Below are 24,071 nucleotides of genomic sequence, written 5' to 3' on the forward strand. Positions count from 1 at the left end.
GACTCCCTTGCCTCGACAAGGGGCGACACAAGGCCAGGCGCCGGAATCGATCGAGCCGGCGCAGACCGGCCGACTACTCGCCGATGATCCGGCGCACCACGTCGGTCATCGAAATCACGCCGACCGGCAGGCCCTTCTCGGTGACCACCAAGCGATGCATTCGCCGTCCGGTCATCAGGCTGACGGCGTCGCTCAACAACATCTCCGCGTCGCAGGTCGCACAACCCGGGGTCATCACCTCGCCGGCCCGCATGGCGCGTGCCTGATCCGGCGTCCGGCCCTGCCGCGCCAGCACCATGTCGGTCTGCGAGACGACGCCGACGGCAGCACCCTGACCATCCATCACCACCACCGCATGAATCTCGTTGCCAACCATGATCTTGGCGACGGCGCCGACGGTATCGTCCGGCGCGCAGGCAATGATGCCACGATGCATCAGATCGCGAACCTTGCTGCCGTCGTCGGCAATCGTGATCGGCTCGCCCTCGACAATCCCGGGCAGCGGCGTGGACATCGGGTACGGCGCTGGCGTGGTGTGCACGTCGCCCTTGGGCAGGGTCGGATGAACCATCGCCACTGCCGGTTTGCCGCTGGCGCCGAGACCGAATTCGGCGGCGCCGATCAGCACCGACATGTTGCCGTGTGGGTGTTTGTTGTCAGCCATCAGCTGATGGGCAATCGGTAATTCTTCATAGGTGAATGCCCGCGACATGCAGGGATCAATCTGGCCACTCAGCGCCAACTGGTTCATCTCGTTGCACTGCGTGGTATTGGCGAAATGCGAACCCTGCAGGCGCTTCTGCCGCATCCACAGGTAGCGCAAATCGACCGTCGCATTGTAGCCGCTGGTACCGGCGCAAACGACCACCATACCGCCCGTTTCACAAACGAAAATCGAAGTCGGGATGGTCGTTTCACCGGGATGCTCGAAGACAATGTTCGGCGCCCTCTTTTCACCCAGAACTTCCCAGATCTTCGCCCCGAAGCCGCGCACGCCCTTCAACCACTTGGCGTAGCCGGCGTTGTCCTTCCAGTGCGGTAGCATGCCCCAATGATCGAAGTCATTGCGATTGATGCAGCCTTTGGCGCCGAGCTTCATGCAGTAGTCGTATTTGTCCTCGCCCGAGACGATGGCCACGGAGGTCGCGCCAACGGCTTTGGCAATCTGAATCGCCATCGAGCCCAGGCCGCCCGCGCCGCCCCAGATCAAGGCCACGTCGCCCTTTTTGATCGAACTGCTTTCCCAGCCGTGCAGCATCCGCCAGGCGGTTGCCGCAACCAGCGTGTAGGCCGCCGCCTCTTCCCAATTCATGTGTTTGGGCTTGGGCATGCACTGCTGCGCCTGCACGCGGGTGAACTGCGCAAAACTGCCGTAGTTGGTCTCGTAACCCCAGATCTTGAACGAAGGCGAGTACATCGGATCGCCGCCTTTCTTGACCCACGCGCAATTGCGATCATAAATCCCGCAATGCATGACCACTTCGTCGCCGACCTTGACGTTGGTGACGTCCTTGCCGACCGCGTAGACGATGCCGGACGCATCGCTACCGCCGATGTGGAAATCCTCGGGCTCGCCAGCCTTGTTGCGAGCGCCAATGACGTTGACCGGAATACCCATTCCAGCCCAAACGTTGTTGTAGTTGATTCCAGCCGCCATCACGTAGACCAGCACTTCGTCATCGGCAATCGACGGCGTGCTCACCACTTCCTTCTGGAACGCTGCCGTCGGCTGGCCAAAGCGCTCGGCGCGAATCAGCCAGGCGTGCATCTGCTCCGGAACTTCGCCCAGGGGAGGTCTATCACCTACTTCGTAGAGTTGCTTACTCATCAGGATGCTCCTTCGTTGGTTGAACTACTCGATCAATCTGACGACTTGAATCTGGAAATAATATGTTGCCGCAGGCGCTCGCATTCTTCGAATTGATTGGCTTCTTCAAGGCGTCTGCCGATTTCAGCGTAGCCGCCGAGCAGCTCGATGCCGAAAGTCCCGAATTCTTCTTTCAACACCCGTAGTACCCAGCCGCTCTGGTGACGAGTCCGCAGTTTACCGAGCAGGCGCGCGTCGGCGAGAAAGACCCGGTGCCTGTCAAAATGCCCATGCAGCTGTTGGATGCCGGTATTCATCGTTGCGCTCACCAGACACACCGGATAATCCCAACCGTCCCGGCGGTCGCTCCGGGGGGCACTGCGGCCAATCTCGCTGGCAGTCTTGTGCGCCGGCGCGCCAAGGTCAGACTTATTGACCGCGAAAATATCCGGAATCTCGATGATACCCGACTTCAGATACTGGATCGTGTCACCCGAAGCCGGCTGCGCCACATAAAGGACGGTGTCGCCAATCTCGGCAATATCGATTTCCGTTTGCCCGACACCCACTGTCTCGACGACGACGACATCGAAACACGCCAGCAGCAGCCAACTCATCGGCCAGACCTCGGTCGCGACGCCACCCAGCTGGTTGCGATTGGCCAGCGAGCGAATAAACAGGCCCTCGTCGTGTGCTGCGTTCTTGATGCGAATGCGATCGCCAAGCAAGGCGCCACCACCCAATTCGGGGCGACTCGATGGATCGACGGCCAATACTCCGACGGTCCTGCCGGCAAGCCGCCACTGGCGAATCATCGCCGAAACGAGCGACGACTTGCCGGCCCCGGGCGGCCCCGTGACGCCGATCAGATGGCCGTCGTTGAGCGCCCGCTCGCCAGCCAGCGCGGCCAGCAAGTGTGCCGAGCGCTGGCGCGCCCCGGCCAGCTTGTTGTCCAGCAGATTCAAGCCACTGGCCACTGCCGAACGCTCGCCGCGCAGGATTCGCGCGGCCAACTGCTCGGGATCGGGAAGCTGCGCCTGGGTCATGCTTGGCTCAAGGCAGCGGCCCAAGCCGCCCCAGACCGTTGGCTTCGCGGATCACGTCTACCATGTCGGCCATGATCGCATTGAGATTGAAATCCTTCGGCGTATAGACGGCGCTGACCCCCAGCGCTGCCAGTTTCGTTGCGTCCTCCTGCGGGATGATGCCGCCGGCGATTACCGGCACCTTCGCCAGGTCGCGCGAGCGCAGCTCCTCGAGGACCGCTTCGATAAGCTCCATATGGCTGCCCGATAGTATCGACAGGCCAACCATATGGACGCCCTCCTCCTCGGCCGCCTGGGCAATCTGTTGCGGCGTCAGCCGAATGCCATCGTAGACCACCTCGAAGCCGACGTCCCTGGCCTTGACGGCAACCTGTTCGGCGCCGTTGGAATGTCCGTCCAGCCCGGGTTTGCCGACCAGCAGTTTCAGGGGCCGGCCCAAAGCCGCACCGGTGCCGGCGACCCTGGCCCGGAGCTCGGTCACCTGATCCTTCTTGCCAAGTACGGCGCGGCTATCGATGGCGATGTCGATACCCGTCGGTGGTCTGAACTCGCCGAACACGGCGCGCAGCGAATCACCCCATTCACCGGTGCTGACTCCCGCCAGCGCGCAGCGAATCGAACTGGGCATGATGTTTTCACCGCTCCTGGCGGCATCGCCAAGTCCCTGCAAGGCGGCCCGGACGTCGGCGTCGTTGCGCTTCTGGCGATGCGCCTGCAGCCTTTCGATCTGCTCACGCTCGGCCGCCGGATCGGTCTTCATGATGCCGCCGTCGCTACCCAGCGTCAGCGGCGACTCGGCGGTTTCCTGGAAACAGTTGACGCCGATGATCTTCAGCTCGCCCGATTCGATGGCGCGCAAGCGCTGCATATGACTGGCAACGAGTTCGCGCTTGACGTAACCGGACTCGATCGCGGCAATGATGCCGCCCTGCGCTTCGACGTTTTCGATCTCCCTTCTGGCGCCGTCGACCAGTTGCTTGACCTTCGCGGCAATCACCGGCGAGCCATCGAGAATATCGGCGTACTCCAGCAGATCGGTTTCGAAGGCCATTACCTGCTGGATGCGCAGCGCCCATTGCTGATCCCAGGGTCGCGGCAAGCCCATCGCCTCGTTCCACGCCGGCAGCTGGATGGCGCGCGCCCGCGCGCCCTTGGAAAGCACCACCGCCAGCATTTCCAGAACGATCCTCTGGACGTTGTTTTCCGGCTGCGGCTCGGTCAGTCCGAGCGAGTTCACCTGCACGCCGTAACGAAAACGGCGAAGCTTCGGATCGCTGACCTGATAGCGGCGCAGCGTCAGTTCGTCCCACATTTCGCCGAAGGCCCGCAGCTTGCAGCACTCCTCGACGAAGCGTATGCCGGCGTTGACAAAGAACGAGATGCGCTCGACGACCTGCGAAAACTCGCCTGGCTTGATCTCGCCAGACGCCTGTACCCGGTCGAGAACGGCCATCGCCGTACACAGCGCGTAGGCCAGTTCCTGAACCGGCGTCGCGCCTGCCTCCTGCAAGTGGTAACTGCAGATATTGGTCGGATTCCATTTCGGTACATGCTTGATGGTGTAGTTGATGGTGTCGGCAATCAAGCGCATCGACGGGCCCGGCGGATAGATGTAGGTGCCGCGCGACAGGTACTCCTTGATGATGTCGTTCTGGGTGGTGCCGCTCAACTCTTTCGGATCGATTCCTCGCCTCTGTGCCAGGCCGATGTACAGCGACAACAACCACGGCGCCGTGGCATTGATGGTCATCGCCGTATTCATCTTGTCGAGTGGGATCTGGTCGAACAACTGATCCATATCGTCGATATGCGAGATCGGCACACCGACCTTGCCGACTTCGCCCCTGGCCAATGGATTATCGGCGTCGTAACCGGTCTGCGTCGGCAGATCGAAGGCCACCGACAAGCCGGTCTGGCCTTTGGCAAGGTTGCTTCGATAGAGCGTATTGGACGCCCTGGCCGAGCTGTGACCACTATAGGTCCGCATCAGCCAGGGGCGGTCGCGTTTCGTTTGCATGCCATCCATGACTAGCTCCTCTTCCTGATCAAGAGACGTCTCTCGATCTCAAAAATCTTCGCCTCGATCTTCTCCTTGCCGATCGCTTTCTTGTCGTTTTCCTTGATGAACAAGTCCTCGCCGTATTCGGCAAAGGCCGTGGCGGCGCTGATGTTCTTGACGCCGATCAGCTGCAAGGCGACGATACCGAACTTCGCGCCCAGGTCGCCTGGCGCGTCTTCGGCAGCCAATACGCGTGACAGTGCGGCAACGGTGTCGCCGCCAATCGTCGGCTGCGTGTGATAGCCCTCGGTAAAACCAAGCTCGCAAACACTGTTCTCGCTGACGTCGCGGCTGGCGAGGCCTTCCAGCCAAGCGAAAACCAGGCCACCATAAACGATCGGCTCACCGCTCATCTTGCCCGACAGGCCGGAACTGAAGACGCTATCGAAATGCAGTGGATGCGTATTACCGACCGCGTAGGTCAGCGACAGGTGTTCGTCGGTGATTGTCCGGCCGTTGGCATGAACGATGATCTCGCCGACGGGGAAATCCTCGAAATACGAATTTGGCCCGGTCAGGCCACCAGGAAGCGACTCCGGAAAATCCGGCAGGACGACCTCGGCATCGGCTACCCACGGGAAAGCCGGTATCGTCGTGGACCTCGGCAGGGGCGTCGTTGGCGGTCGATCGCCCTGGCCGGCGACCATGATCTTGCGTTCGTACTGCAACACCACCTGCTCGTTCTGATTGATCCCCAAAGTGCGGATGGTGACGATACCGGGCTTGCCGGCACCGCGCTCTTTGCGGTCGATGACCTTGGTCAGCGAGCGAATCGTGTCCATTTGATAGACAGGCCGCAGGTACTGGGCATCGTAATAGCCGAGATTGGCCATCGCCTTTTCCGAGTCGTTCTGCACGCCGAGCGAGAGGACGACGTTGAAAACCATCTGCGGCGAAGCCACCAGGCCGGCGAAGCCACTGGCCCGGGCGTACTGATCGTTGATGTACAGCGGATTGCACTGCATGTAGTTGCGGGCAAACGCCTCCATCTGGGCCGGGAAGAAAGTAAATCCACGCGGGTGAACAAATACCTGCCCCGGGACAAACTCCTCCAGATAGCGGCCATAGTGCGGATAGCGGGCTTTCTGCACGTCCACTTTTACCGTTTCGGCCAGTTCGACCTGCGCTTGGAAACGAATCGCTTGCGACATGGAATCTTCCTTTTACCGTGAAAGCCGCATCCGCGACTCAGGAACATCCCTTCTCCCCTGGGCGGGTGAAGGGTCGGGGATGGGCGAGACGGTCATCCCTCTGCGGGTCTGTTGTCCCGAGATGTCATGACCGTTGGCGCGCCGGCAGACGCCGCCGTTACGCCGCGTCGATCAGAGAGCGGGCGATGACCTTGAGAGCCAGCGTTTCTTCGGCGCCTTCGAAAATCGACAGCACGCGTGCATCGAGGAAATAACGGCTGACGGGCGACTCCTCGGCATAGCCCATGCCGCCATGAATCTGCAGCGCTTCGCGCGTCAACCACTCGGCCGTCCGACACGTAAAGAGCTTCACCATGCTCGCTTCCATCTGCCCTGAACCCTGGTCCATCAGGCGCCCGACGGCGTAGGTAAACTGCCGGGAAACGGTCAGCAGAGTCGCCATACGCGCCAACTTGACCAGCGTTAGTTGAAAATCACCGATTGGTTTGCCGAATGCCTTGCGCTCACCGGCATAGGAAACAGCCCTTTCGAAAGCGGCTTGCATGACACCGATGGCGCGTGCGGCCGTTTGAATACGGCCGCCGGCAAAGCCGGCCATGGTGAAGTAAAAGCCTTTGCCTTCGCCTTGCGGACCGCCGACCAGGTTTTCGTCGGGGACAAAGACATTGTCGAAGAAAACCTCGTAGGAATGCATCCCGCGGTAGCCGATGGTCGAAATCGCCCGCCCGCTGAGTACGCCGCCCTGCGGCTGGCGATATTCGAAGTCGTGTCCGTCGTACGAGTCCTTTTCGACCAGGAACATGCTCAGCCCCTTGTGGCCGAGCGAGCGATCGGCGTTCGAGCGGGCAAGAACCAGCAGCACGCCGGCCTTGCCGGCCATCGTGCACCAGGTCTTGACGCCGTCGAGCAGCCAGCCACCATCACACTTGCTCGCCTTGAGCCGCATCGCTGCGACGTCGGAGCCGGTATCGGGTTCGGTGACGGCAATCGCGCACAAGGGCTCGCCCATCGCGACCTGGGGCAACCATTTTTGCCGCTGCTCTTCCGTTCCACCCTTGAGCAGAGCCCGGCTGAGGATTTCCGGACGCGTGATCAGGCTGCCCGCGGCGCCAAGCGAGCCACGTGACAGCTCCTCGGTGACGACGATCATTCCCATGTTGTCTTCATGATCGTCGCTCTGGATACCACCGTAACGCTCGGGAATCGAAAGGCCGAAGCAGCCCATCTCGGTCAAGGGTTCGAGGATCTCTGGCGGAATGATCCGGTCCTCGCGATGAATTTCCTCGGCCAGCGGCATCACCACGTTGGTCGCCAGCTTGCGGAAGGCGTCCTGCATCATCATCGCGTCGTCGCTGAGCATGTAGGCACCACTGGCACCTGCCAATGCCGCGACATTTCGGCCCAGCGCTTCCAGATTCCCGGCGTCGAGCTGCTTCTGGCAAAAGGTCGCGAAGGTGGACGAGGCAAAAGCCGTCAGCTCACCCTGATTCAGACCGAAACTCTGCGGTCGCGCCCAGAAACGATTGTGGATGTTCTGCAAGGCCTCGGCGCAAAACACCAGCGCCATCCGCTGTTCCAGGCAGAGAGCAGCGCCGGTCGTCGAGCCGGCGTCGGCAACTTTGCCGGCGTACTCGAGCGCGAAACGCGCGGCGGTCGATTCCGCAGCACACCAGGCCAGCTCGAAACTGGCCAGCTGATGCGCGTCGAGTTTCTCGTTCGAGACGCCCTTGTCGCCGACGCATTGCTGCTTCATCCAGCGCAACGATTTCTTGATCACGGCGTCGGCTGATTGAAGGTACTGCACCGCTTCTTGCATGCCGCTGTTGAGCTCAGTCATGACTCATCCCTTTCTTGATACCCGATCGGCTGTTGTTTTTCTTACTTGCTGGTTCGATTACTGACAATCCTGACAAACGAACGCGAGCGCAATTCTTCAAGCGTAATCCCGGTCGCGAGAACTTCCTGCTCGGTGATCGCGCCGCACGCCATTCCTCGCAAGAAGAAGTTCAGCAAGCCCTGCCCTGTCGCCGCATCGTCGAAGGTATTACCGACCAGCGTCGCCTGCGCGGCCTTGTTCAAGAAAGCGTTCAACCGTGCCGAGGCGTCTTGCAGACTGCTCAGGAAGAAGGTGTCCATCGCCGCGTAGCGCACCGGCAACTGGCCCGGATTCAAGTCCCAGCCCTGATAGTAGCCATGCCGCAGCGAGTGCATGATATTGTCGTAGTGTAATTTCCAGGCGCCATGAACGACGCCGCGATTCTCGTCCATCTGCTGGGCCGACAAGACGGCGTCCCTGGCCGCCTTGTGCGGGCCGATCGGCATGCTGGTGGTCGCGCCGTCGCTGATCGTGATACCGGTCCCGGCCAGGCTGACCTGCATCACATGACGAGCAAAATCGCACGCCGGATGGGTGTGAGTCTGATGAGCGGCGGTGATGTTGCATGAGGCGGTGTAATCGTAAGTGCCGAAAATCGCCGACCGGCAGCGGCCACCAGCAGCCGCAACGAGCAGCGGGACGGTGTTTTCGCCCTTGTGATTGATAATCGACTGCGTCGTTTCGATCATGATCTCCATCTTCAGCGAATCCTTGGCAAAACCAAGTCTGCCTTCGAGATTTTCGAGGATCTTCACGAAAGTCGAAACCTGCCCCGGTGTGGTGACCTTGGGCAGCGTGACGATGAAGTTCTGCGGCAGCTTGCCGCCGGTTTTTTCGGCCAGCCGGCTCAGAAAAATATCCAGCGTGCGAATCGAGCGCAGCTTGCATTCTTCCGAGAACGTCTTGACGCGGATACCGATAAACGGCGAGAGCACGCCATCGCTCATCCCCTTGGCGACTTCGTCTGCCGCCGAGACGGCGTGGCCATCTTCTTCATCGTCAGGACGATTGCCGTAGCCATCCTCGAAATCGATGCGATTGTCTTCAATCGGCTCGCTTTGCAGCTTCTTTACGACGCGGTTGTAAACCGTGAAAGCCAGCCAGGCGGCTTGCTTGGTCTCACGCACCTGCTCGGGATTCGCTTCCAGCGCACGCGTCAGGCTCGCCAGCTCCATGCTGTTGGTCGGCAAGGTATCGGCGCGCGGCAAACCGAGAGCACGGGCGAAAACACTGTAGCTGGGCGCATAGGTGTCGAGGGTCTTGAGCGCCACCTCGCCCAACTTGCCGGCAAAACCGGCCTTGAACAGATTGGCGCCGCCGTAAACCGTGTGCACCGGTTGCCGGTCGAAAGAATCGGCCGGGTAATGCGACTTGAAAGCCTCATTGGCAGCGTGCAACTCGCCAGAATAGGAATTTACTTCGTCATCGGTCAGCGTGAGTTTCATGTCGCTCCTCCACAAATTTTGCACAACACAATTCCATCAGTATTATGCGATTGTCTTGATTAATTGTCCCCGGTAGTTAATAGGGATTCTATCGGCGATCGTGGAGCAAGGCAACACGATCGTTGAGCACACAAAGCTATCTCATGAATCTTATAAAAGACCCAAGATAGAAGAGTTGAGCGTGCCAGGCTTGCCGGTAGCGGCGATCGGGTGTTGTAGGGTTGGCTGCCTCGGCGCCAGCTGCGGGCGGCGGCGTCCTTTGCCGGCGGGAGCGTTCTGCTCGACTATCGCGCTCGATTATTCGCCAGGAAGGAATGGCCAGGGCGGCAAGGCCGGCCAATCGAACGGCGACGGCGCTTGCCAATGGCCAGCAGGTCGCTCTGAAAATCGTTTATTTCCTGGCGCGGCACCGGCGAAGAACTGCTTTTCGCGCCGCCCGCAGGTCGCGCGGCGATGCTCCCGGCCGGGCGACCATCAACCGCCACCTGGTCATTCACCATGGCTTTTCGTTGGCGCCAGGCAGGGCGCCGTAATTCGCGCCGTTTAATGACTTGCGACTAGACCACAGGTGACTACCGGTGGCGAAAAAGCCGCTTTGCTCAGCGATCAGCGAGCCGGTGCACGGGACCGCGCTGTCGTCGCCCTACTACGCAGGCACCAGCTCGGCAGTGGCACGCATCGCCGCGACGCCGTCGGGTGCTTGCGCCTCGAGTGACATCTCGCCGTCCTTGCCCTTACAGATCAGACGAAACGGCGCCAGATCAAACAATGGCGCCAGTCCACGGAAACTGAAGCTTTGTATTGGCCGAGGCGCATGCTCGCGCAGCAGCTCGATCAGCAGCAGCGCGGTCAGCGGTCCATGCACGACCAGACCCGGATAGCCCTCTTCCGCGGTCGCATACTGCCGGTCGTAATGAATGCGATGCGCGTTGAAGGTCAGCGCCGAGAAGCGGAACAACAGTTTCGGGTCGGGCGTCACAATGCGCACCCAGGCGCCTGCCTCGACGGCCGGCCAGTCAATCACTTGCGGGCGAGCGACCGCCGGGCCCGGTTCGCGATAGACGATGTCCTGTTCCTCCTCGATGCACAAGACGCCATCCTGATAGAAGCGGTAGAGCAAGGAAACAAAGGCCAGCGAGCCCGATCGGCCGGTCGTCTGGCGGATATCGCGAATCAGCGCCTCGCGCCGCGCCGGCTGGCCGATCAGCAAGGGCTGGTGGAAGCGCATGCGCGCACCAGCGAACATCCGTCGCGGATAGGGAATCGGCGGCATGAAGCCACCACGCTGCGGATGCCCGTCGACATCGAGCTGCGCCTGCGCCGCCCTCGGCAGGAAGTAGAACCAGTGCCAAAGCGGCGGCAGCGCGCTGCCTTTGGCGAAACGCGTCCGTGTGTCGTCCAACGTCGCCGCCGCCGCCAATGCCGGTGCCAGAGCCAGTTCATCGTCGGCGATTTCCCGGCGACCGATCCATGCGGCGTAGTCTGTTATTGCGTCCGTCATCAGGCCTATCCTTTGTGCGTGTTGTCTGCGTGGGCGTTTGCCTAGTACAGCACAGTGGTCGAGCGAACTCAAGCCGCTTGACGGGCATCGCGCGCTGCGCTTGACGACGGCCGAAGCGTGCGCCCGCAAGCCCCTTTTCCCATATACTGTGCGCACGGCGTCGGTGCAGGAACCGACGCGCGACACGGGAGTCGAGCCCCTTTGCGGCTCTGCTGTCGGGAGGAGCAGCGATGGAAGAGGGAAACGTGTCGACCGGATCGGCCCCACCGCGGTCGGCGCCAGGCGGCAGCGCGAGCGCCGGCGATTCGCGCACCAACAATGGCGAGCAAGGGCTGGAAAAAGCTCGGGACAGGGAGCACGACGACGACGAATGCGCGTCCGAAAACCCTCTGCTGCCGATGGACGGCCTACGCGTCATTGACGTCGGCACTTTCCTCGCCGGCCCGTACGCGGCGTCAATGCTCGGCGAATTCGGCGCCGAAGTTCTCAAGGTCGAACACCCGATCGCCGGCGACCCGATGCGGCGCTTCGGCACGGCGTCCAAACGTCACGACGCAACCCTGGCCTGGCTTAGCGAGGGCCGAAATCGCAAGTCGGTGACGCTTGACCTCCGCCAGCGTGAGGGCGTCGACCTCTTTCTCAAACTGGTCGCCAAATCCGACGTCCTGATCGAGAACTTCCGACCGGGCACGATGGAGGAGTGGGGCCTCGGCTGGAATGTCCTGAAGGACGCCAACCCGGCGCTGGTGATGCTGCGCGTCTCGGGTTACGGGCAGACCGGCCCCTATCGTCGGCGCTCCGGCTTCGCGCACATCGCGCATGCTTTCGCCGGACTGTCGTACCTCGCCGGCTTCCCGCATGAAACGCCGGTGCTGCCCGGCACTTCGCCACTCGGCGACTACCTGTCCAGTCTCTACGGCGCGATCGGCATCCTGGTCGCGCTGCGCCACAGCGAGGCCACCGGCGAAGGGCAGATTGTCGACATCGGCATTTATGAGGCGGTTTTTCGCCAGATGGACGAGATCGCCGCGGCTTACGGGCTGTTCGGCAAGGTGCGCCAACGCGAAGGCGCTGGCAGTTTCGTCGCTGTCCCGCATGGCCATTTCCGGACCATCGACGACAAGTGGGTGGCCATCGCCTGCACCACCGACAAAATGTTTGAACGTCTCGCCGCAGTAATGGGCCGCCCCGAGCTGGCGGCGACCGACCGCTACGGCAATCAACGCAAGCGCCTGGCAGCGCGCGACGAAGTCAACCGGATAGTCATCGACTGGGTCGAATCGCTGACCCGCGACGAGGTCATGGCGCTCTGTATCGACGGCGAAGTGCCGATCGGCAAGCTCAACAGCATCGCCGACATCTTCGAGGACGAGCATTTCATCGCCCGCGGCAACCTGGCGCATCTGACCGAGGAAGGACTCGGTGAGGTCGTCGTTCCGGGCGTCGTGCCGACGCTATCGGCAACGCCCGGTCGCATCTCGAACCTCGGGCCACCACTCGGCAACGCCACCTACGAAATCCTGCGCGAACTGCTTGGCATCTCGGCGCAGGAAATCAAACGTCTGCGGCAACGCAAGATCATCTGAAGCGGCAACGGCGAGGACTCTGATGACTACTGCTCCAACCGAGACCAGGCTGCCACTTGAAGGCATTCGCGTCATTGACGCCGCGACGATCATCGCGGCGCCGTACAGCGCCTGCATCCTGGGAGAGTTCGGTGCCGACGTGATCAAGGTCGAGAACCCCAAGGGTGGCGACGGCTTGCGCAACTTCGGCACCGCGACCAGCCGCAAGGACACCCTGACCTGGCTCAGCGAAGCGCGCAACAAGAAATCGGTGACCCTCGACCTGCACCTGCCCGAAGGCGTCGAGCTGTTCAAGAAACTGATCGAGAAATCCGATGTCCTGTGCGAAAACTTTCGCCCCGGAACGCTCGAAAAGTGGGGTCTTGGCTGGGACGTGCTGCACGAGCTGAACCCCCGCCTGATCATGCTGCGCGTCACCGGTTACGGACAAACCGGCCCCTACCGCGACCGACCCGGTTTCGCGCGCGTCGCGCACGCCGTCGGCGGCATCGCTTTTCTCTCGGGAATGCCGCGCGGAACCCCGGTGACGCCGGGATCGACGACTCTCGGCGACTACCTCACCGGCCTGTACGGCTGCGTCGGCATCCTGATGGCCTTGCGCCATCGCGATCGCACCGGCCAGGGACAATACATCGACGCCGCGCTGTACGAATCGGTTTTTCGCTGCACCGACGAGTTGGCGCCCGCCTACGGCATGTTCGAACGAGTCCGTGAGCGGCACGGTCCGACGCACAACGACTTTGCTTGCCCGCACGGCCATTTCCCAACCAAGGAGGATGGCAAGTGGGTGGCGATTTCCTGCGTGACCGACAAACTCTTCGAGCGCCTGGCGATTGCCATGAAGCGACCCGAGCTGGCGGCGGCACATGTCTACGGCGACCAGAAGACACGGCTGGAAAACCGCCACGACGTCAACGAAATCGTCCGGGACTGGTGCGGTTCGCTGCGCCGTGAAGAAATCCTCGACCGCTGCTTCGCCGCCGGCGCGCCGGCCGGTCCTTTGAACAGCATTGCCGACATTTTCGGTGACCGGCAGTTTCATTCCCGGCGTAACCTGGTAGCGATCGACGAGGACGACATTGGCGAGACCGTAATCGTCCCGTCGGTGCTGCCGCGCCTGTCGGTGACGCCTGGCCGAATCAAGCATCTCGGGCCGCGCCTCGGCCAACATACCGACGAAATACTCGGCGGTCTGCTGGGAGTAGACGCGGCCGAAATCGAGGAATTGCGCAAGAAACGCGTCATCTGAGCAGCAATGCCGGCTACGGCGCTCCCGCAGCCAAGGCTGGCGTCGCTGAGTTGGCCGACGCGAAAACCCGTGGCACGCGACATCGTTATCGGCCGGGCCAACGAATGCAAGGAATGCAACGAATGGGCGAGAACGCGTTGCGACCGCCTGGTGTAGCTATTTGCCGCCGCAGGGCGCACAAGCAGGAGTGGTAAAGCTTATGGATGGAATTCTCAAGGGCATGCGGGTCGTCGAAGGCTCGGCTTTCGTCGCGGCGCCGCTCGGTGGCATGACGCTGGCGCAACTCGGTGCCGACGTGATCCGTTTCGACCCGATCGGTGGCGGCCTCGATTATCATCGTTGGCCACTAAGCCGCAATGGCCAGCACAGCCTTTTCTGGGCGGGCATGAACAAGGGCAAGCGCTCGATCGCCGTCAACCTGCGCAATCCTCGTGGGCAGGCCTTGCTGACGCAGCTGATCTGTGCGCCGGGCGATAACGCCGGCCTCTTCAGCACCAACTTCCCGGCCACCGGCTGGCTCAGCTACGAGGCCCTGAAAGCACATCGCCCGGACCTGATCATGGTCAACCTGACCGGACGCCGCGACGGTAGCTCGGACGTCGATTACACCGTCAACCCGCAGGTCGGCCTGCCCTTCATGACCGGGCCCAACACCTCGCCGGACGTCGTTAACCACGTTTTCCCGGCGTGGGACTTCATCAGCGGCCAGATGATTGCCATTGGCATGCTCGCTGCCGAACGACAGCGGCGCCTGACCGGTGAAGGGCAGCTGGTACGCCTGGCGCTGAAAGACGTCGCGCTGGCGATGATCGGCAACGTCGGGATGATCGCCGAGGTGATGGTCAACGACGCCGACCGGCCGAAGCAGGGCAACTACCTGTACGGCGCTTTTGGCCGCGACTTTGAAACGCTCGACGGCAGAGCGCCTGATGATCGTCGGCCTGACGCGCAGACAGTGGCGCGACCTGGTCAAGGCGACCGGTTTGAAAGAGCCGATCGACGCACTTGGCGTCCGCCTCGGCCTCGACCTCGACGACGAGGGCAATCGTTTTCGCGCCCGCCAACAGATTGCCGCGCTGATTGAGCCATGGTGCCAGGCCCGTACGCTCGCCGAAGCGGCCGAAATCCTCGATGCGCATCGCGTCTCCTGGGGCCCTTATCGCAGCGTTCGCGAGGCGCTTGCCAATGATCCCGATTGCTCGATCGACAATCCGCTGTTCAGCATGACCGAGCAGCCTGGCGTTGGCTCCTATTTGATGCCGACGACGCCACTCGACTTTTCTCGCTCGCCACGCGTGCCGGCGCAGCCGGCGCCGCTGCTCGGCGAGCACACCGACCAGATACTGCTCGACGTTCTCGGCATGAGTGAAGCCGAAGTCGGCCGTCTGCACGACGCCGGCGTGGTCGCCGGACCAGCCTGAACCCTTCGTCAACGACGGCTTTGCCGCCTTTCGCTATCAGACACTTCTTTTCACCAGGAAAAATGCCATGAAGCTACCCGTTCATTTCTACAAGCCGCTCGCCATTGGCGCACCACAACCGCTGCGCGAACTGCCGGTGCGACCCGAGAGAATGATCCATTTCTTTCCTCCGCACATCGAGAAGATCCGCAGCAAGGCACCCGAAACGGCGACCAAATGCGACGTCATGTGCGGCAACCTCGAGGACGCCATTCCCATCGACGCCAAGGACGCCGCGCGCGCCGGCTTCATCGAGCTGCTGAGCGGACACGACTTCGGCGACACCGGCATGTGGGTGCGGATCAACGCTCTGAACAGCCCGTGGGTACTCGACGACATCACCGAGATCATCAAGCACGTCGGCAACAAAGTTGACGTGATCATGATTCCCAAAGTCGAGGGGCCGTGGGACATCCACTTCGTCGATCAATACGTCGCGCTGCTCGAAGCCAGGTATGGCGTCCGCAAGCCGATCCTCCTGCACGCTCTGCTCGAGACCGCGCAGGGGGTGACCAACGTCGAGGCGATCTGCGGCGCCAGTCCGCGGATGCACGGTCTGAGCCTCGGCCCGGCCGATCTGGCGGCCTCACGTGGCATGAAGACGACACGGGTAGGCGGCGGGCATCCCGGCTACGGCGTCCTTGCCGACCCCGAAGAAGGACGCGAGCAGCGCGCTTTCTTTCAGCAGGACCTCTGGCATTACACCGTCGCGCGAATGGTCGACGCAGCCGTCGCGCACGGCCTGCGCTCGTTCTACGGACCGTTCGGCGATCTCAAGGACGAAGCCGCTTGCGAAGCGCAGTTCCGCAACGCCTTCCTGATGGGCTGCTCGGGTGCCTGGTCGCTGGCGCCCAACCAGATCGCCATCGCCAAACGCGTCTTCAGCCCCGACGTCAAGGAAGTACTGTTTGCCAAGCGCATTCTGGAAGCGATGCCGGATGGCAGCGGCGTGGCGACAATCGACGGCAAAATGCAGGACGATGCGACCTGGAAGCAGGCCCGGGTGATCGTCGATCTGGCGCAACTGGTTGCCCGGCGCGATCCGGACCTGGCGGCGGCGTATGGACTGTAGAGCGGCCACGCGAAGTGGCGAGGACAATCGACAATGAGTGAAAAAACCAGATGGGGCAATTTCTTTGAGGATTTCCACGTCGGTCAGACGATCGTGCATGCGACGCCGCGGACGATTACCGAAGGTGACGTGGCGCTGTACACCGCGCTGACCGGCTCGCGTTTTGCCCTGACGTCGGCCGACACCTTCGCCCACAGCTTGTCCTTCCCGCGTTCACCGGTGGACAGTTTCTTGGCCTTCAACGTGGTATTTGGCAAGACCGTTCCCGATATCTCGCTCAACGCTATTGCCAACCTCGGCTACTCGACCGGGCGCTTCGGCCACCGCGTCTATCCCGGAGACACACTCACCGCGGATTCGACGGTGATCGGGCTCAAGGAAAATCGCGACGGCAAAACCGGCATCGTCTACGTGCGCTCGTGTGGCGTCAATCAGCGTGGCCAGATCGCGCTCGATTACTGCCGCTGGGTGATGGTTCGTAAGCGCGATCCGGCGTCGCCGGCGCCCGAAACGGTGATTCCCGAGCTTCACGACGCCGTTGCGGCGAGCGACCTGGTGATTCCCGCCGGCATCCGGGTGGACGGCTACGACACCACCCTCTCGGGTAGCACCGACCTATGGGACGACTATCGCGTCGGCGAAAGAATCGATCACGTCGACGGCATGACCATCGAAGAAAGCGAGCACATGATGGCCACCCGCCTGTACCAGAACACGGCGCGGGTGCACTTCAACCAGCACGCGGAAAAGAGCGGGCGTTTCGGACGCCGGATCGTCTACGGTGGTTACATCATCAGCCTGGCGCGCTCGCTGTCGTTCAACGGCCTGGCCAATGCCTTCAGCGTCGCGGCGATCAACGCCGGCCGGCATGTCGCGCCGGCTTTCGCCGGCGACACGGTGTACGCCTGGTCAGAAATCGTCGAACAGATGTCCTTGCCTGGCCGCCATGACCTTGGCGCGCTGCGCGTGCGGACGGTGGCGACCAAGGACCGCAGCTGTGCCGACTTCCCGTACAAGCAGGCAGACGGCAGCTACGATCCAAGCGTGCTCCTTGACTTCGACTATACGGTCCTGATGCCGAAGAGACCGGGGGCGTAGGCGATTGCCGGCGAGGACTGCGGCGTCAGCACGCAGGCAAGCGAGTGGCAGCGCGCGGCGCATCGGCAACACCTGGGACGCCTTCGGCCGCAGGCCGCCGTTCCCTGGACGACGCGCAGAACTGACGCCGTCTGCCGGCGGCAGAGGTTACCGCGCTTGCCAACGGTCGTCGTGTGTCGAGCCCCTCATAATGGCCGTCATGACCTTCTCCTGCCACTTGCCGTGCGCATTCCGGCTTGTACGCCGGGATCGTTCGGCGGGCGACAAGAAGGAAGATTGATGAGTCGCGGACGCAACTTTCATTGTCACCAAACGCGAGTCTGCTGATAACGCACCGTATCGTTGTTTTCAATGAACTCGAACTGAGCTATGCTGGCGACCAAAAAAACGACAGCGATGTACAACCGCAGTTCAACACTGGAGGAAACATGTTCCAAGTCCGAATACACGGTCGCGGTGGCCAAGGCGTGGTCACCGCTGCCGAGATGTTGTCGATTGCCGCATTCGAGGAAGGTCGCCATGCGCAGGCCTTCCCGAGTTTTGGATCGGAGCGCACCGGCGCTCCGGTAGTCGCTTTCTGTCGGATCGCCGACCAGGAGATCAGGCTGCGTGAGCCCATCATGGAGCCCGACGCGCTGATCATTCAGGATCCGACGCTGCTGTTCCAGGTCGATGTCTTCTCCGGCCTCAAAAAAGGCGGTTTCATCCTGATCAACACCAGCCGCAGCTTCACCGAGCTCGGCCTCGGCGACTTCGTCCGTGATTGGCCGAAAGAGCGGCTCTGTACGGTCCCCGCGACCGATATCAGTCGCAAGCACGTCGGCCGGCCAATGCCCAACGTCCCCTTGCTGGCGGGCTTTGCCGCCGCGTCGGGAATCATCCGCCTGGAGTCCGTGATCAAGGCGATCAACGCCAAGTTCTCGGAGAAGATAGCCAGCAACAATATCGCTGCCGCCAAAGAGGCTTATCAGTTCGTCACCGACGAGATCGCCGGGGCAAGTCAGCAGGAGGCCGCACATGCTTAAACAGACTGAAGGTTCACACGCCGTTGCCGAGGCCGTCGGCCTTTGCCGGCCCGAGGTCATTTGCGCCTACCCGATTTCGCCGCAAACGCACATCGTCGAAGGCCTGGGCGAGATGGTCAAGTCAGGAGAGGTCGCCGACTGCGAGTTCATCAACGTCGAGTCCGAGTTTGCCGCGATGAGCGTCGCCATCGGCTCGTCGGCAACCGGTGCCCGCACCTATACCGCAACGGCTTCGCAGGGCATTCTGTTCATGTGCGAGGCGGTCTACAACGCTTCCGGCCTCGGCCTGCCGATCGTCATGACCGTCGCCAACCGTGCCATCGGCGCGCCGATCAACATCTGGAACGACCACACCGACGCGCTCTCGCAGCGCGACAGCGGCTGGATCCAGCTCTTCGCCGAGACCAACCAGGAAGCGCTCGATCTGCACATTCTGGCCTTCAAGCTGGCCGAAGAAGTGAGCCTGCCGGTGATGGTCTGCATGGACGGCTTCATTCTTACGCACGCTTACGAGCGCGTCGATGTACCCACCCAGGAACAGGTCGACGAGTTCCTGCCACCTTACGAACCACGCCAGGTACTCGACCCCAGGGATCCGGTATCGATCGGCGCGATGGTTGGCCCGGAAGCTTTCTCCGAAGTCCGCTACCTCGCGCACGCCAAGCAGATGCAGGCTCTCGAACTGATCCCGAAGTTGGCCGCCGAGTTCAAGGCGATATTTGGTCGCGATTCGGGCGGTCTGACGCACTCCTATCTGACCGACGACGCGGAAACCATCGTCGTCGCGATGGGTTCGATTCTCGGAACGATCAAGGACGTCGTCGACGAAATGCGCCAGGCGGGCGTGAAAATCGGCGTTCTGGGAATCGGTTCATACCGTCCTTTCCCACTCGAGAACGTCCGCGCGGCACTGCAGAACGCCAAGCGCGTGGTGGTCCTCGAGAAGAGTCTGGCGGTCGGCATCGGCGGCGTCGTGTCGACCGACGTGCGCATGGCGATGTCCGGGCTGCAGCTCGAAGGCTATACCGTGGTTGCTGGACTCGGCGGGCGAGCGATCACCATGAAGTCACTGCACGCGCTGTTTGGCAAAGCCGTCCGCGACGAACTCGAACGCCTGACCTTTCTCGATCTCGACTGGGACGTGGTCAACAAGCAACTCGAACGCGAGCGCACGACGCGCCGTTCGGGTCCGGCAGCTGAAAGCATGCTGCGCGACGTCGGCGTCATCGCCGCCCGGATGGGCTGAGGAGAACCACCATGAGCTTCCAACCCGTTCACTTCTATCAGACCGGCACCTTCACCGTCGGCAATCGCCTGCTCGAACCGGCAGAACGCAGCGTCCAGGCCAATATCGAGCGCACCAACTCACTGAACTCCGGACACCGCGCGTGTCAGGGCTGCGGTGAAGCACTCGGCGCACGCTACGCCATCGATGCGGCGATGAAAGCCGCCAGTGGTCGCCTGATTGCCGCCAACGCCACCGGCTGCCTCGAGGTCTTCTCGACGCCCTACCCGGAAACGTCTTGGCAGATCCCGTGGATTCACTCGCTGTTCGGCAACACCGCCGCGGTGGCCACCGGCATCGCCGCAGCGATCAAGGTGAAAAGACACAAAGGCCAGATGGACGACGTCCGCGTCGTCGCCCAGGGCGGCGACGGCGGCACCACCGACATCGGTTTCGGCTGCCTCTCGGGGATGTTCGAGCGCAATGACGACGTCCTCTACATCTGTTACGACAACGGTGGCTACATGAACACCGGTGTGCAACGCAGTTCTGCGACGCCACCCGCCGCGCGCACGGCAACGACCATGCCGGTCGGTCCCGAACCCGGAAACGCCTTCGGCCAGGGCAAGTTCGTCCCGGCAATCGCCATGGCGCACGAGATTCCCTACGTTGCCACGGCCACCGTTGCCGACCTTCGCGATCTCGAATACAAGGTCACCAAGGCCATGGGCATGCGTGGTGCACGCTACATCCACATTCTGGTGCCCTGCCCTCTGGGCTGGGGAGCGGCTTCCGAAAACACCATCCTACTGGCACGCCTGGCCAAGGAAACCGGTATCTTCCCGGTCTTCGAGGCAGAGAACGGCGAGGTCACCGACGTACTGAAGATTCGCCGTAAGCAACCCGTCGAGGAATATCTGCGGCTGCAGAAGCGCTACGCGCACCTCTTCGGAAAGAACCCGGCGGTAGCAACGATCGCCCGCCTGCAAGCGGCGGCAGACAAGAATATTCGGAAATACGGACTGCTCGACCAGGAGGCGAACTGATGGAAAAAACCCTTTGCCATTACCCTAGACCCCGGCTCTTCGCTGGCCAACCACACCGGTTCGTGGCGGACTTCGCGGCCGGTCTATGTCGACCGCTTGCCGCCCTGCAACAAGCAGTGCCCGGCGGGTGAAGACATTCAAGGCTGGCTGTTTCACGCCGAATCGGGCGACTACGAAAGTGCCTGGCGGCACTTGACCCGCGACAACCCCTTCCCGGCGATCATGGGCCGCGTCTGTTACCACAGCTGCGAGGGTGCCTGCAACCGCGGCCAGATCGACGCGCCAGTCGGCATCAATTCGGTCGAGCACTTCCTCGGCGACGAGGCACTCAAGCGCGGCTGGAAGCTGACGCCACCGAGCAGCGAATCCGGCAAGCATGTCCTGGTTGTCGGCGCCGGACCTTCCGGCATGTCGGCCGCCTACCACCTGCGCCGGCAGGGTCACCAGGTCACGGTGTACGAGGCCGGACCGCTGCTCGGCGGCATGATGCGCTTCGGCATCCCCAAGTACCGCCTGCCACGCGACGTGCTCGAGGCAGAAATGCAGCGCGTCGTCGAACTGGGCGTCACGGTCAAGCTGAACAGCAAGGTCGACACATCCTGACCACCATGCAGGAAGGCAAGTTCGACGCGGCTTTCCTGGCCGTCGGCGCGCACATCGGCAAACGGGCGCGCATCCCGGCTGGTGACGCCGCGAAGATCGTCGACGCCATCTCGATGCTGCGCAGCATGGAGGCGAAGAAAAGCCGATGCTCGGTCGCCGCGTCGTCGTCTATGGCGGCGGCAATACGGCCATCGACGTCGCCCGTACCGCCAAACGGATGGGTGCCGAACCGCTGATCGTCTATCGCCGTACCCGCGACAAGATGCCGGCGCACGACTTCGAGATGGAAGAAGCGATCCAGGAAGGGATCATGGTCAAGTGGCTGTCGACCATCACCCAGGCGGATGAATCGTCATTGACCATTGAAAAAATGGCCCTTGTCGCAACAAGTAGGATCCCACAGCCACGGCGAAGTCGAGACAATCGGAGCCGACGCGCTGGTGATGGCCTCGGCAAGGATCGTCGATCTCGGACTACCCAGGAGTTCCGGCAGGCATGAGCGACGGCGTGGTAAGGTCGGGGCCGAACATGATGACCGGTCACCGGGCATTTCGCCGGTGGCGACCCAGGGTTCAAGCGAGCGCAACGTCCCGTTCGGACGGTCATGGCAAGCAAGCGGCACGGCACTCGACGCATGGTTGCGTGGAGAGAAGACACGTCACCCCGCACGCAGAATGAAGTCCGCGATGTTCGAGAAGCGCAATACAGGGTTTACGCCGAAGCACCTTAAAACGATGCGGCCGATGCTCGACAGCATCGTGCAATGACCTTCGACGAGGTCCGGGTGGCTCACGAAAGCAAGCACTGTTCGAAGCGCGCCGCTGCCTGTTCTTGCGGCAACGTGCTTCGAATGCGACAACTGCTACGGGGCGTCTGCCCGGAACAATGCGTGGATCAAGCCGGCCCGGCAAGCGTTTGCCTTCAAACTATGAATACGCAAGGGCGGCGGCATGTTGCGTCGAACGAATGTCACTGCGGTCGATCAAGATGGAGCAAGCAGAAGAGATCTGGCTCGATGCTGGCGCCAGCGCCGCAAGCTCCTCGCTCTGACCCGTTGCGGGTCGGGAGCGCGTAAAACGCAGTGACGGGGCAGGCCGGGAGCACCCACTCAGGGATCCTTCGAGCGTGCCGCTCGCAGCGCGCTTTTTCTTTTCCGTCAATCCCACGAGGGTATTTATGTCACAACAAACCAAGACGTTCTCCTAATTTGGTGCAGCCGAACCGAAGGGCGAGCCCAGAAAATTTGCTGGGAGGAACGGTGTGCCAAACTGGCCGAGATGTGCCGCCTGGGAATCGCCCGTACACCCGGTCGCGATCGGTGCCCCGAAGTCTGCACCGTACACAAAGGCCAAGGGCCAGGACGCCGGGCTCAAGCTGATCGGGCCGACGTCCGCGACAGCGTTGCTTCATTGAAACAGGAGTGGGCAAGAAATTCGGCGAACCTCCGATCGGATCCGTGTCTGCTATCCGTGCGCTCGGGTTGCGGGGTCAATGCCGGGGAGATGGACACCATTCCTGAACTCGGTCCTCTCAAACGACGCAGCTGTCGCGGACGGCTCGCAAGACCGGCAACGAAACGCATTGCTGGGACTCGTACCGTCGTTTTGGCAGATGTACGGCGCCGTGGTGAGGGCCTCAAGCCGTATCAAGATGGAGAATTACCCTTCGAGAGTGGTCACGAATGCTCAGGAGAAGAAGGGCGTCGAGCTCGATACCCTTAGTCGACACCGACGAAGACGAAAGAACTGGTGCGCGCTTTCAAGGGGTGATTCGTGCCAGAGTGGCCGCGAGTTCCGACGATACGTGGAGAAACTTGGGGCGGTGATGGCAGTTTCCAGAGTGGAAACAACGACGTTGCGCAGGTGTACCGCGAATTGCAACGAATACGCGAATGGGGAACAGCGGGAACGTCCAGGCCATGGTCTTCGGCAACCTCGGTGACAACAGCGCCACCGGTTGTTCGCCTTCATGCGCAGAAGCGGTTACCCCCCGGTGAAGACCTCTCAACGGGAATGTCTGTCAGCAAAGGGCGAGAGCCGGCGCGCCGGCAACCGTACGCCGCACAGATCACCGGTCGAAGGTTCGAGCCCTGGGCGCAAACTGGCGCTGGTTCCGTGAAGACGACCGGCGCCGCGCTTCCCGTCGCTTGAAGAGCTGATGCCGACATCTACGCGCAGCTGCTGCACGCCGCGCCCAACTCGAGGATCACTACAAGGACATGCAGGGACGCGAGGTTCACGATCCAGGAAGGCCGACTGGGTGCGCCGACGGAGCGGCAAAACGTAACCGGGCGCATGCGATGGTGGCATCTCGATGGAAATGCTCGCAGGGCCTGATGTAAAAAGAAGCCGCGGCCGTGTGGGCCGGATCTCCTCAACGAACTGCTGCACCCGGGGTTCGACCCGGCAGCGATCAAGAAGGCGCGTTAGCTGCCCCACGGCCTGCGGCTCGCAGGCGCCGCCAAACGGACAGATCGTCATTCTTGCGACGCAGCTGAAGACTGGGTCGAAAAGGCAAGGCCGTGATCCTCTCCGCCAGGAAACCTCACCGAGGCCCTACGCGGGATCGAGTTCGCGAAGGGTATCTGACAGCCGGGGCGGTATGACCTCGCACGCTGCCGTCGTCGGGCCGGAGAAGGGAAGTGCTGCAATTTCCGGCCGCGGCCGCATCCGTGTCGACTCCACGCGCGCACCATGACGGTCGCGGACAAGGTTACCAGGAAGGCGAGGGATTTCGCGACGGCCCGAGGCGAGGTATACGAAGGCCAGTGACGAACAAGGAAGCCGAAGCTCACGGCGACTCGGCGCACTGATGATCTCACC

Annotated in this window: 16 protein-coding genes and 2 pseudogenes; 10 read left to right on the top strand and 8 right to left on the bottom strand. The window is 62.1% G+C overall.

Going from position 1 to position 24,071, the window contains the following annotated elements; all coding sequences use genetic code 11:
• Positions 1–73: 73 nt before the first annotated feature.
• The 8 genes and pseudogenes from QZ656_RS23710 to QZ656_RS23745 form a co-directional block, all read right to left on the bottom strand.
• Complete coding sequence (locus QZ656_RS23710) at positions 74–571, bottom strand: CBS domain-containing protein (protein ID WP_366522233.1); 498 nt, start codon at positions 569–571, stop codon at positions 74–76.
• Positions 572–595: 24 nt separating this feature from the next.
• Positions 596–1,828: pseudogene (ccrA, locus tag QZ656_RS23715) on the bottom strand (crotonyl-CoA carboxylase/reductase); the annotation flags it as partial.
• 32 nt (positions 1,829–1,860) lie between these two features.
• Entirely contained in the window at positions 1,861–2,853 is a 993-nt protein-coding gene (locus QZ656_RS23720) for a methylmalonyl Co-A mutase-associated GTPase MeaB (protein WP_291995706.1), read from the bottom strand.
• 7 nt (positions 2,854–2,860) lie between these two features.
• Positions 2,861–4,879, bottom strand: a complete 2,019-nt coding sequence (locus QZ656_RS23725) for a protein meaA (protein WP_291995707.1) — start codon at positions 4,877–4,879, stop codon at positions 2,861–2,863.
• A gap of 2 nt (positions 4,880–4,881) precedes the next feature.
• Positions 4,882–6,063 (bottom strand): MaoC family dehydratase, encoded by a 1,182-nt coding sequence (locus QZ656_RS23730; protein WP_291995708.1) that lies wholly within the window; start codon positions 6,061–6,063, stop codon positions 4,882–4,884.
• Between the two features lie 157 nt (positions 6,064–6,220).
• Positions 6,221–7,900 (bottom strand): acyl-CoA dehydrogenase family protein, encoded by a 1,680-nt coding sequence (locus QZ656_RS23735; protein ID WP_291995709.1) that lies wholly within the window; start codon positions 7,898–7,900, stop codon positions 6,221–6,223.
• Positions 7,901–7,941: 41 nt separating this feature from the next.
• Complete coding sequence (locus QZ656_RS23740) at positions 7,942–9,384, bottom strand: aldolase/citrate lyase family protein (RefSeq protein ID WP_291995710.1); 1,443 nt, start codon at positions 9,382–9,384, stop codon at positions 7,942–7,944.
• A 646-nt stretch (positions 9,385–10,030) separates the two neighbouring features.
• Positions 10,031–10,885 carry an acyl-CoA dehydrogenase gene (locus QZ656_RS23745; RefSeq protein ID WP_291995711.1) on the bottom strand — a complete coding sequence of 285 codons (855 nt, stop codon included), beginning with the start codon at positions 10,883–10,885 and terminating at the stop codon, positions 10,031–10,033.
• Positions 10,886–11,283: 398 nt separating this feature from the next.
• Here QZ656_RS23745 and QZ656_RS23750 point away from each other — a divergent pair, with 398 nt between their 5' ends.
• The 10 genes and pseudogenes from QZ656_RS23750 to QZ656_RS24245 all read left to right on the top strand — a co-directional run bounded on the left by QZ656_RS23750 (position 11,284) and on the right by QZ656_RS24245 (position 21,748).
• Positions 11,284–12,471 (top strand): CaiB/BaiF CoA-transferase family protein, encoded by a 1,188-nt coding sequence (locus tag QZ656_RS23750; protein WP_291995718.1) that lies wholly within the window; start codon positions 11,284–11,286, stop codon positions 12,469–12,471.
• 22 nt (positions 12,472–12,493) lie between these two features.
• The gene (locus tag QZ656_RS23755; RefSeq protein WP_291995712.1) at positions 12,494–13,720 is read left to right on the top strand and encodes a CoA transferase; all 1,227 of its coding nucleotides are present in this window, start codon (positions 12,494–12,496) and stop codon (positions 13,718–13,720) included.
• A gap of 199 nt (positions 13,721–13,919) precedes the next feature.
• Positions 13,920–15,141: pseudogene (locus tag QZ656_RS23760) on the top strand (2-methylfumaryl-CoA isomerase).
• Positions 15,142–15,208: 67 nt separating this feature from the next.
• On the top strand, positions 15,209–16,252 hold the full coding sequence (locus QZ656_RS23765; RefSeq protein ID WP_291995713.1) for a CoA ester lyase: 1,044 nt from the start codon (positions 15,209–15,211) through the stop codon (positions 16,250–16,252).
• Positions 16,253–16,285: 33 nt separating this feature from the next.
• Positions 16,286–17,350 (top strand): MaoC family dehydratase, encoded by a 1,065-nt coding sequence (locus tag QZ656_RS23770; RefSeq protein ID WP_291995662.1) that lies wholly within the window; start codon positions 16,286–16,288, stop codon positions 17,348–17,350.
• 428 nt (positions 17,351–17,778) lie between these two features.
• A complete protein-coding gene (locus tag QZ656_RS23775) occupies positions 17,779–18,375 on the top strand; it encodes a 2-oxoacid:acceptor oxidoreductase family protein (RefSeq protein ID WP_291995661.1) in 597 nt (198 codons plus the stop codon).
• The gene (locus QZ656_RS23780; protein ID WP_291995660.1) at positions 18,368–19,621 is read left to right on the top strand and encodes a transketolase C-terminal domain-containing protein; all 1,254 of its coding nucleotides are present in this window, start codon (positions 18,368–18,370) and stop codon (positions 19,619–19,621) included. Before QZ656_RS23775 ends, QZ656_RS23780 begins: the two co-directional genes overlap by 8 nt.
• Positions 19,622–19,632: 11 nt before the next feature.
• Positions 19,633–20,646: a thiamine pyrophosphate-dependent enzyme gene (locus QZ656_RS23785; RefSeq protein WP_291995659.1), complete on the top strand. Its 1,014-nt coding sequence runs from the start codon at positions 19,633–19,635 to the stop codon at positions 20,644–20,646.
• A gap of 96 nt (positions 20,647–20,742) precedes the next feature.
• Positions 20,743–21,249, top strand: a complete 507-nt coding sequence (locus QZ656_RS24240; protein ID WP_366522231.1) for an FAD-dependent oxidoreductase — start codon at positions 20,743–20,745, stop codon at positions 21,247–21,249.
• 145 nt (positions 21,250–21,394) lie between these two features.
• Complete coding sequence (locus QZ656_RS24245) at positions 21,395–21,748, top strand: FAD-dependent oxidoreductase (protein WP_366522232.1); 354 nt, start codon at positions 21,395–21,397, stop codon at positions 21,746–21,748.
• Positions 21,749–24,071 lie beyond the last annotated feature (2,323 nt).

Origin of the sequence: Candidatus Accumulibacter sp. ACC003 (assembly GCF_907163085.1) — a bacterium.
GTDB lineage: Bacteria > Pseudomonadota > Gammaproteobacteria > Burkholderiales > Rhodocyclaceae > Accumulibacter.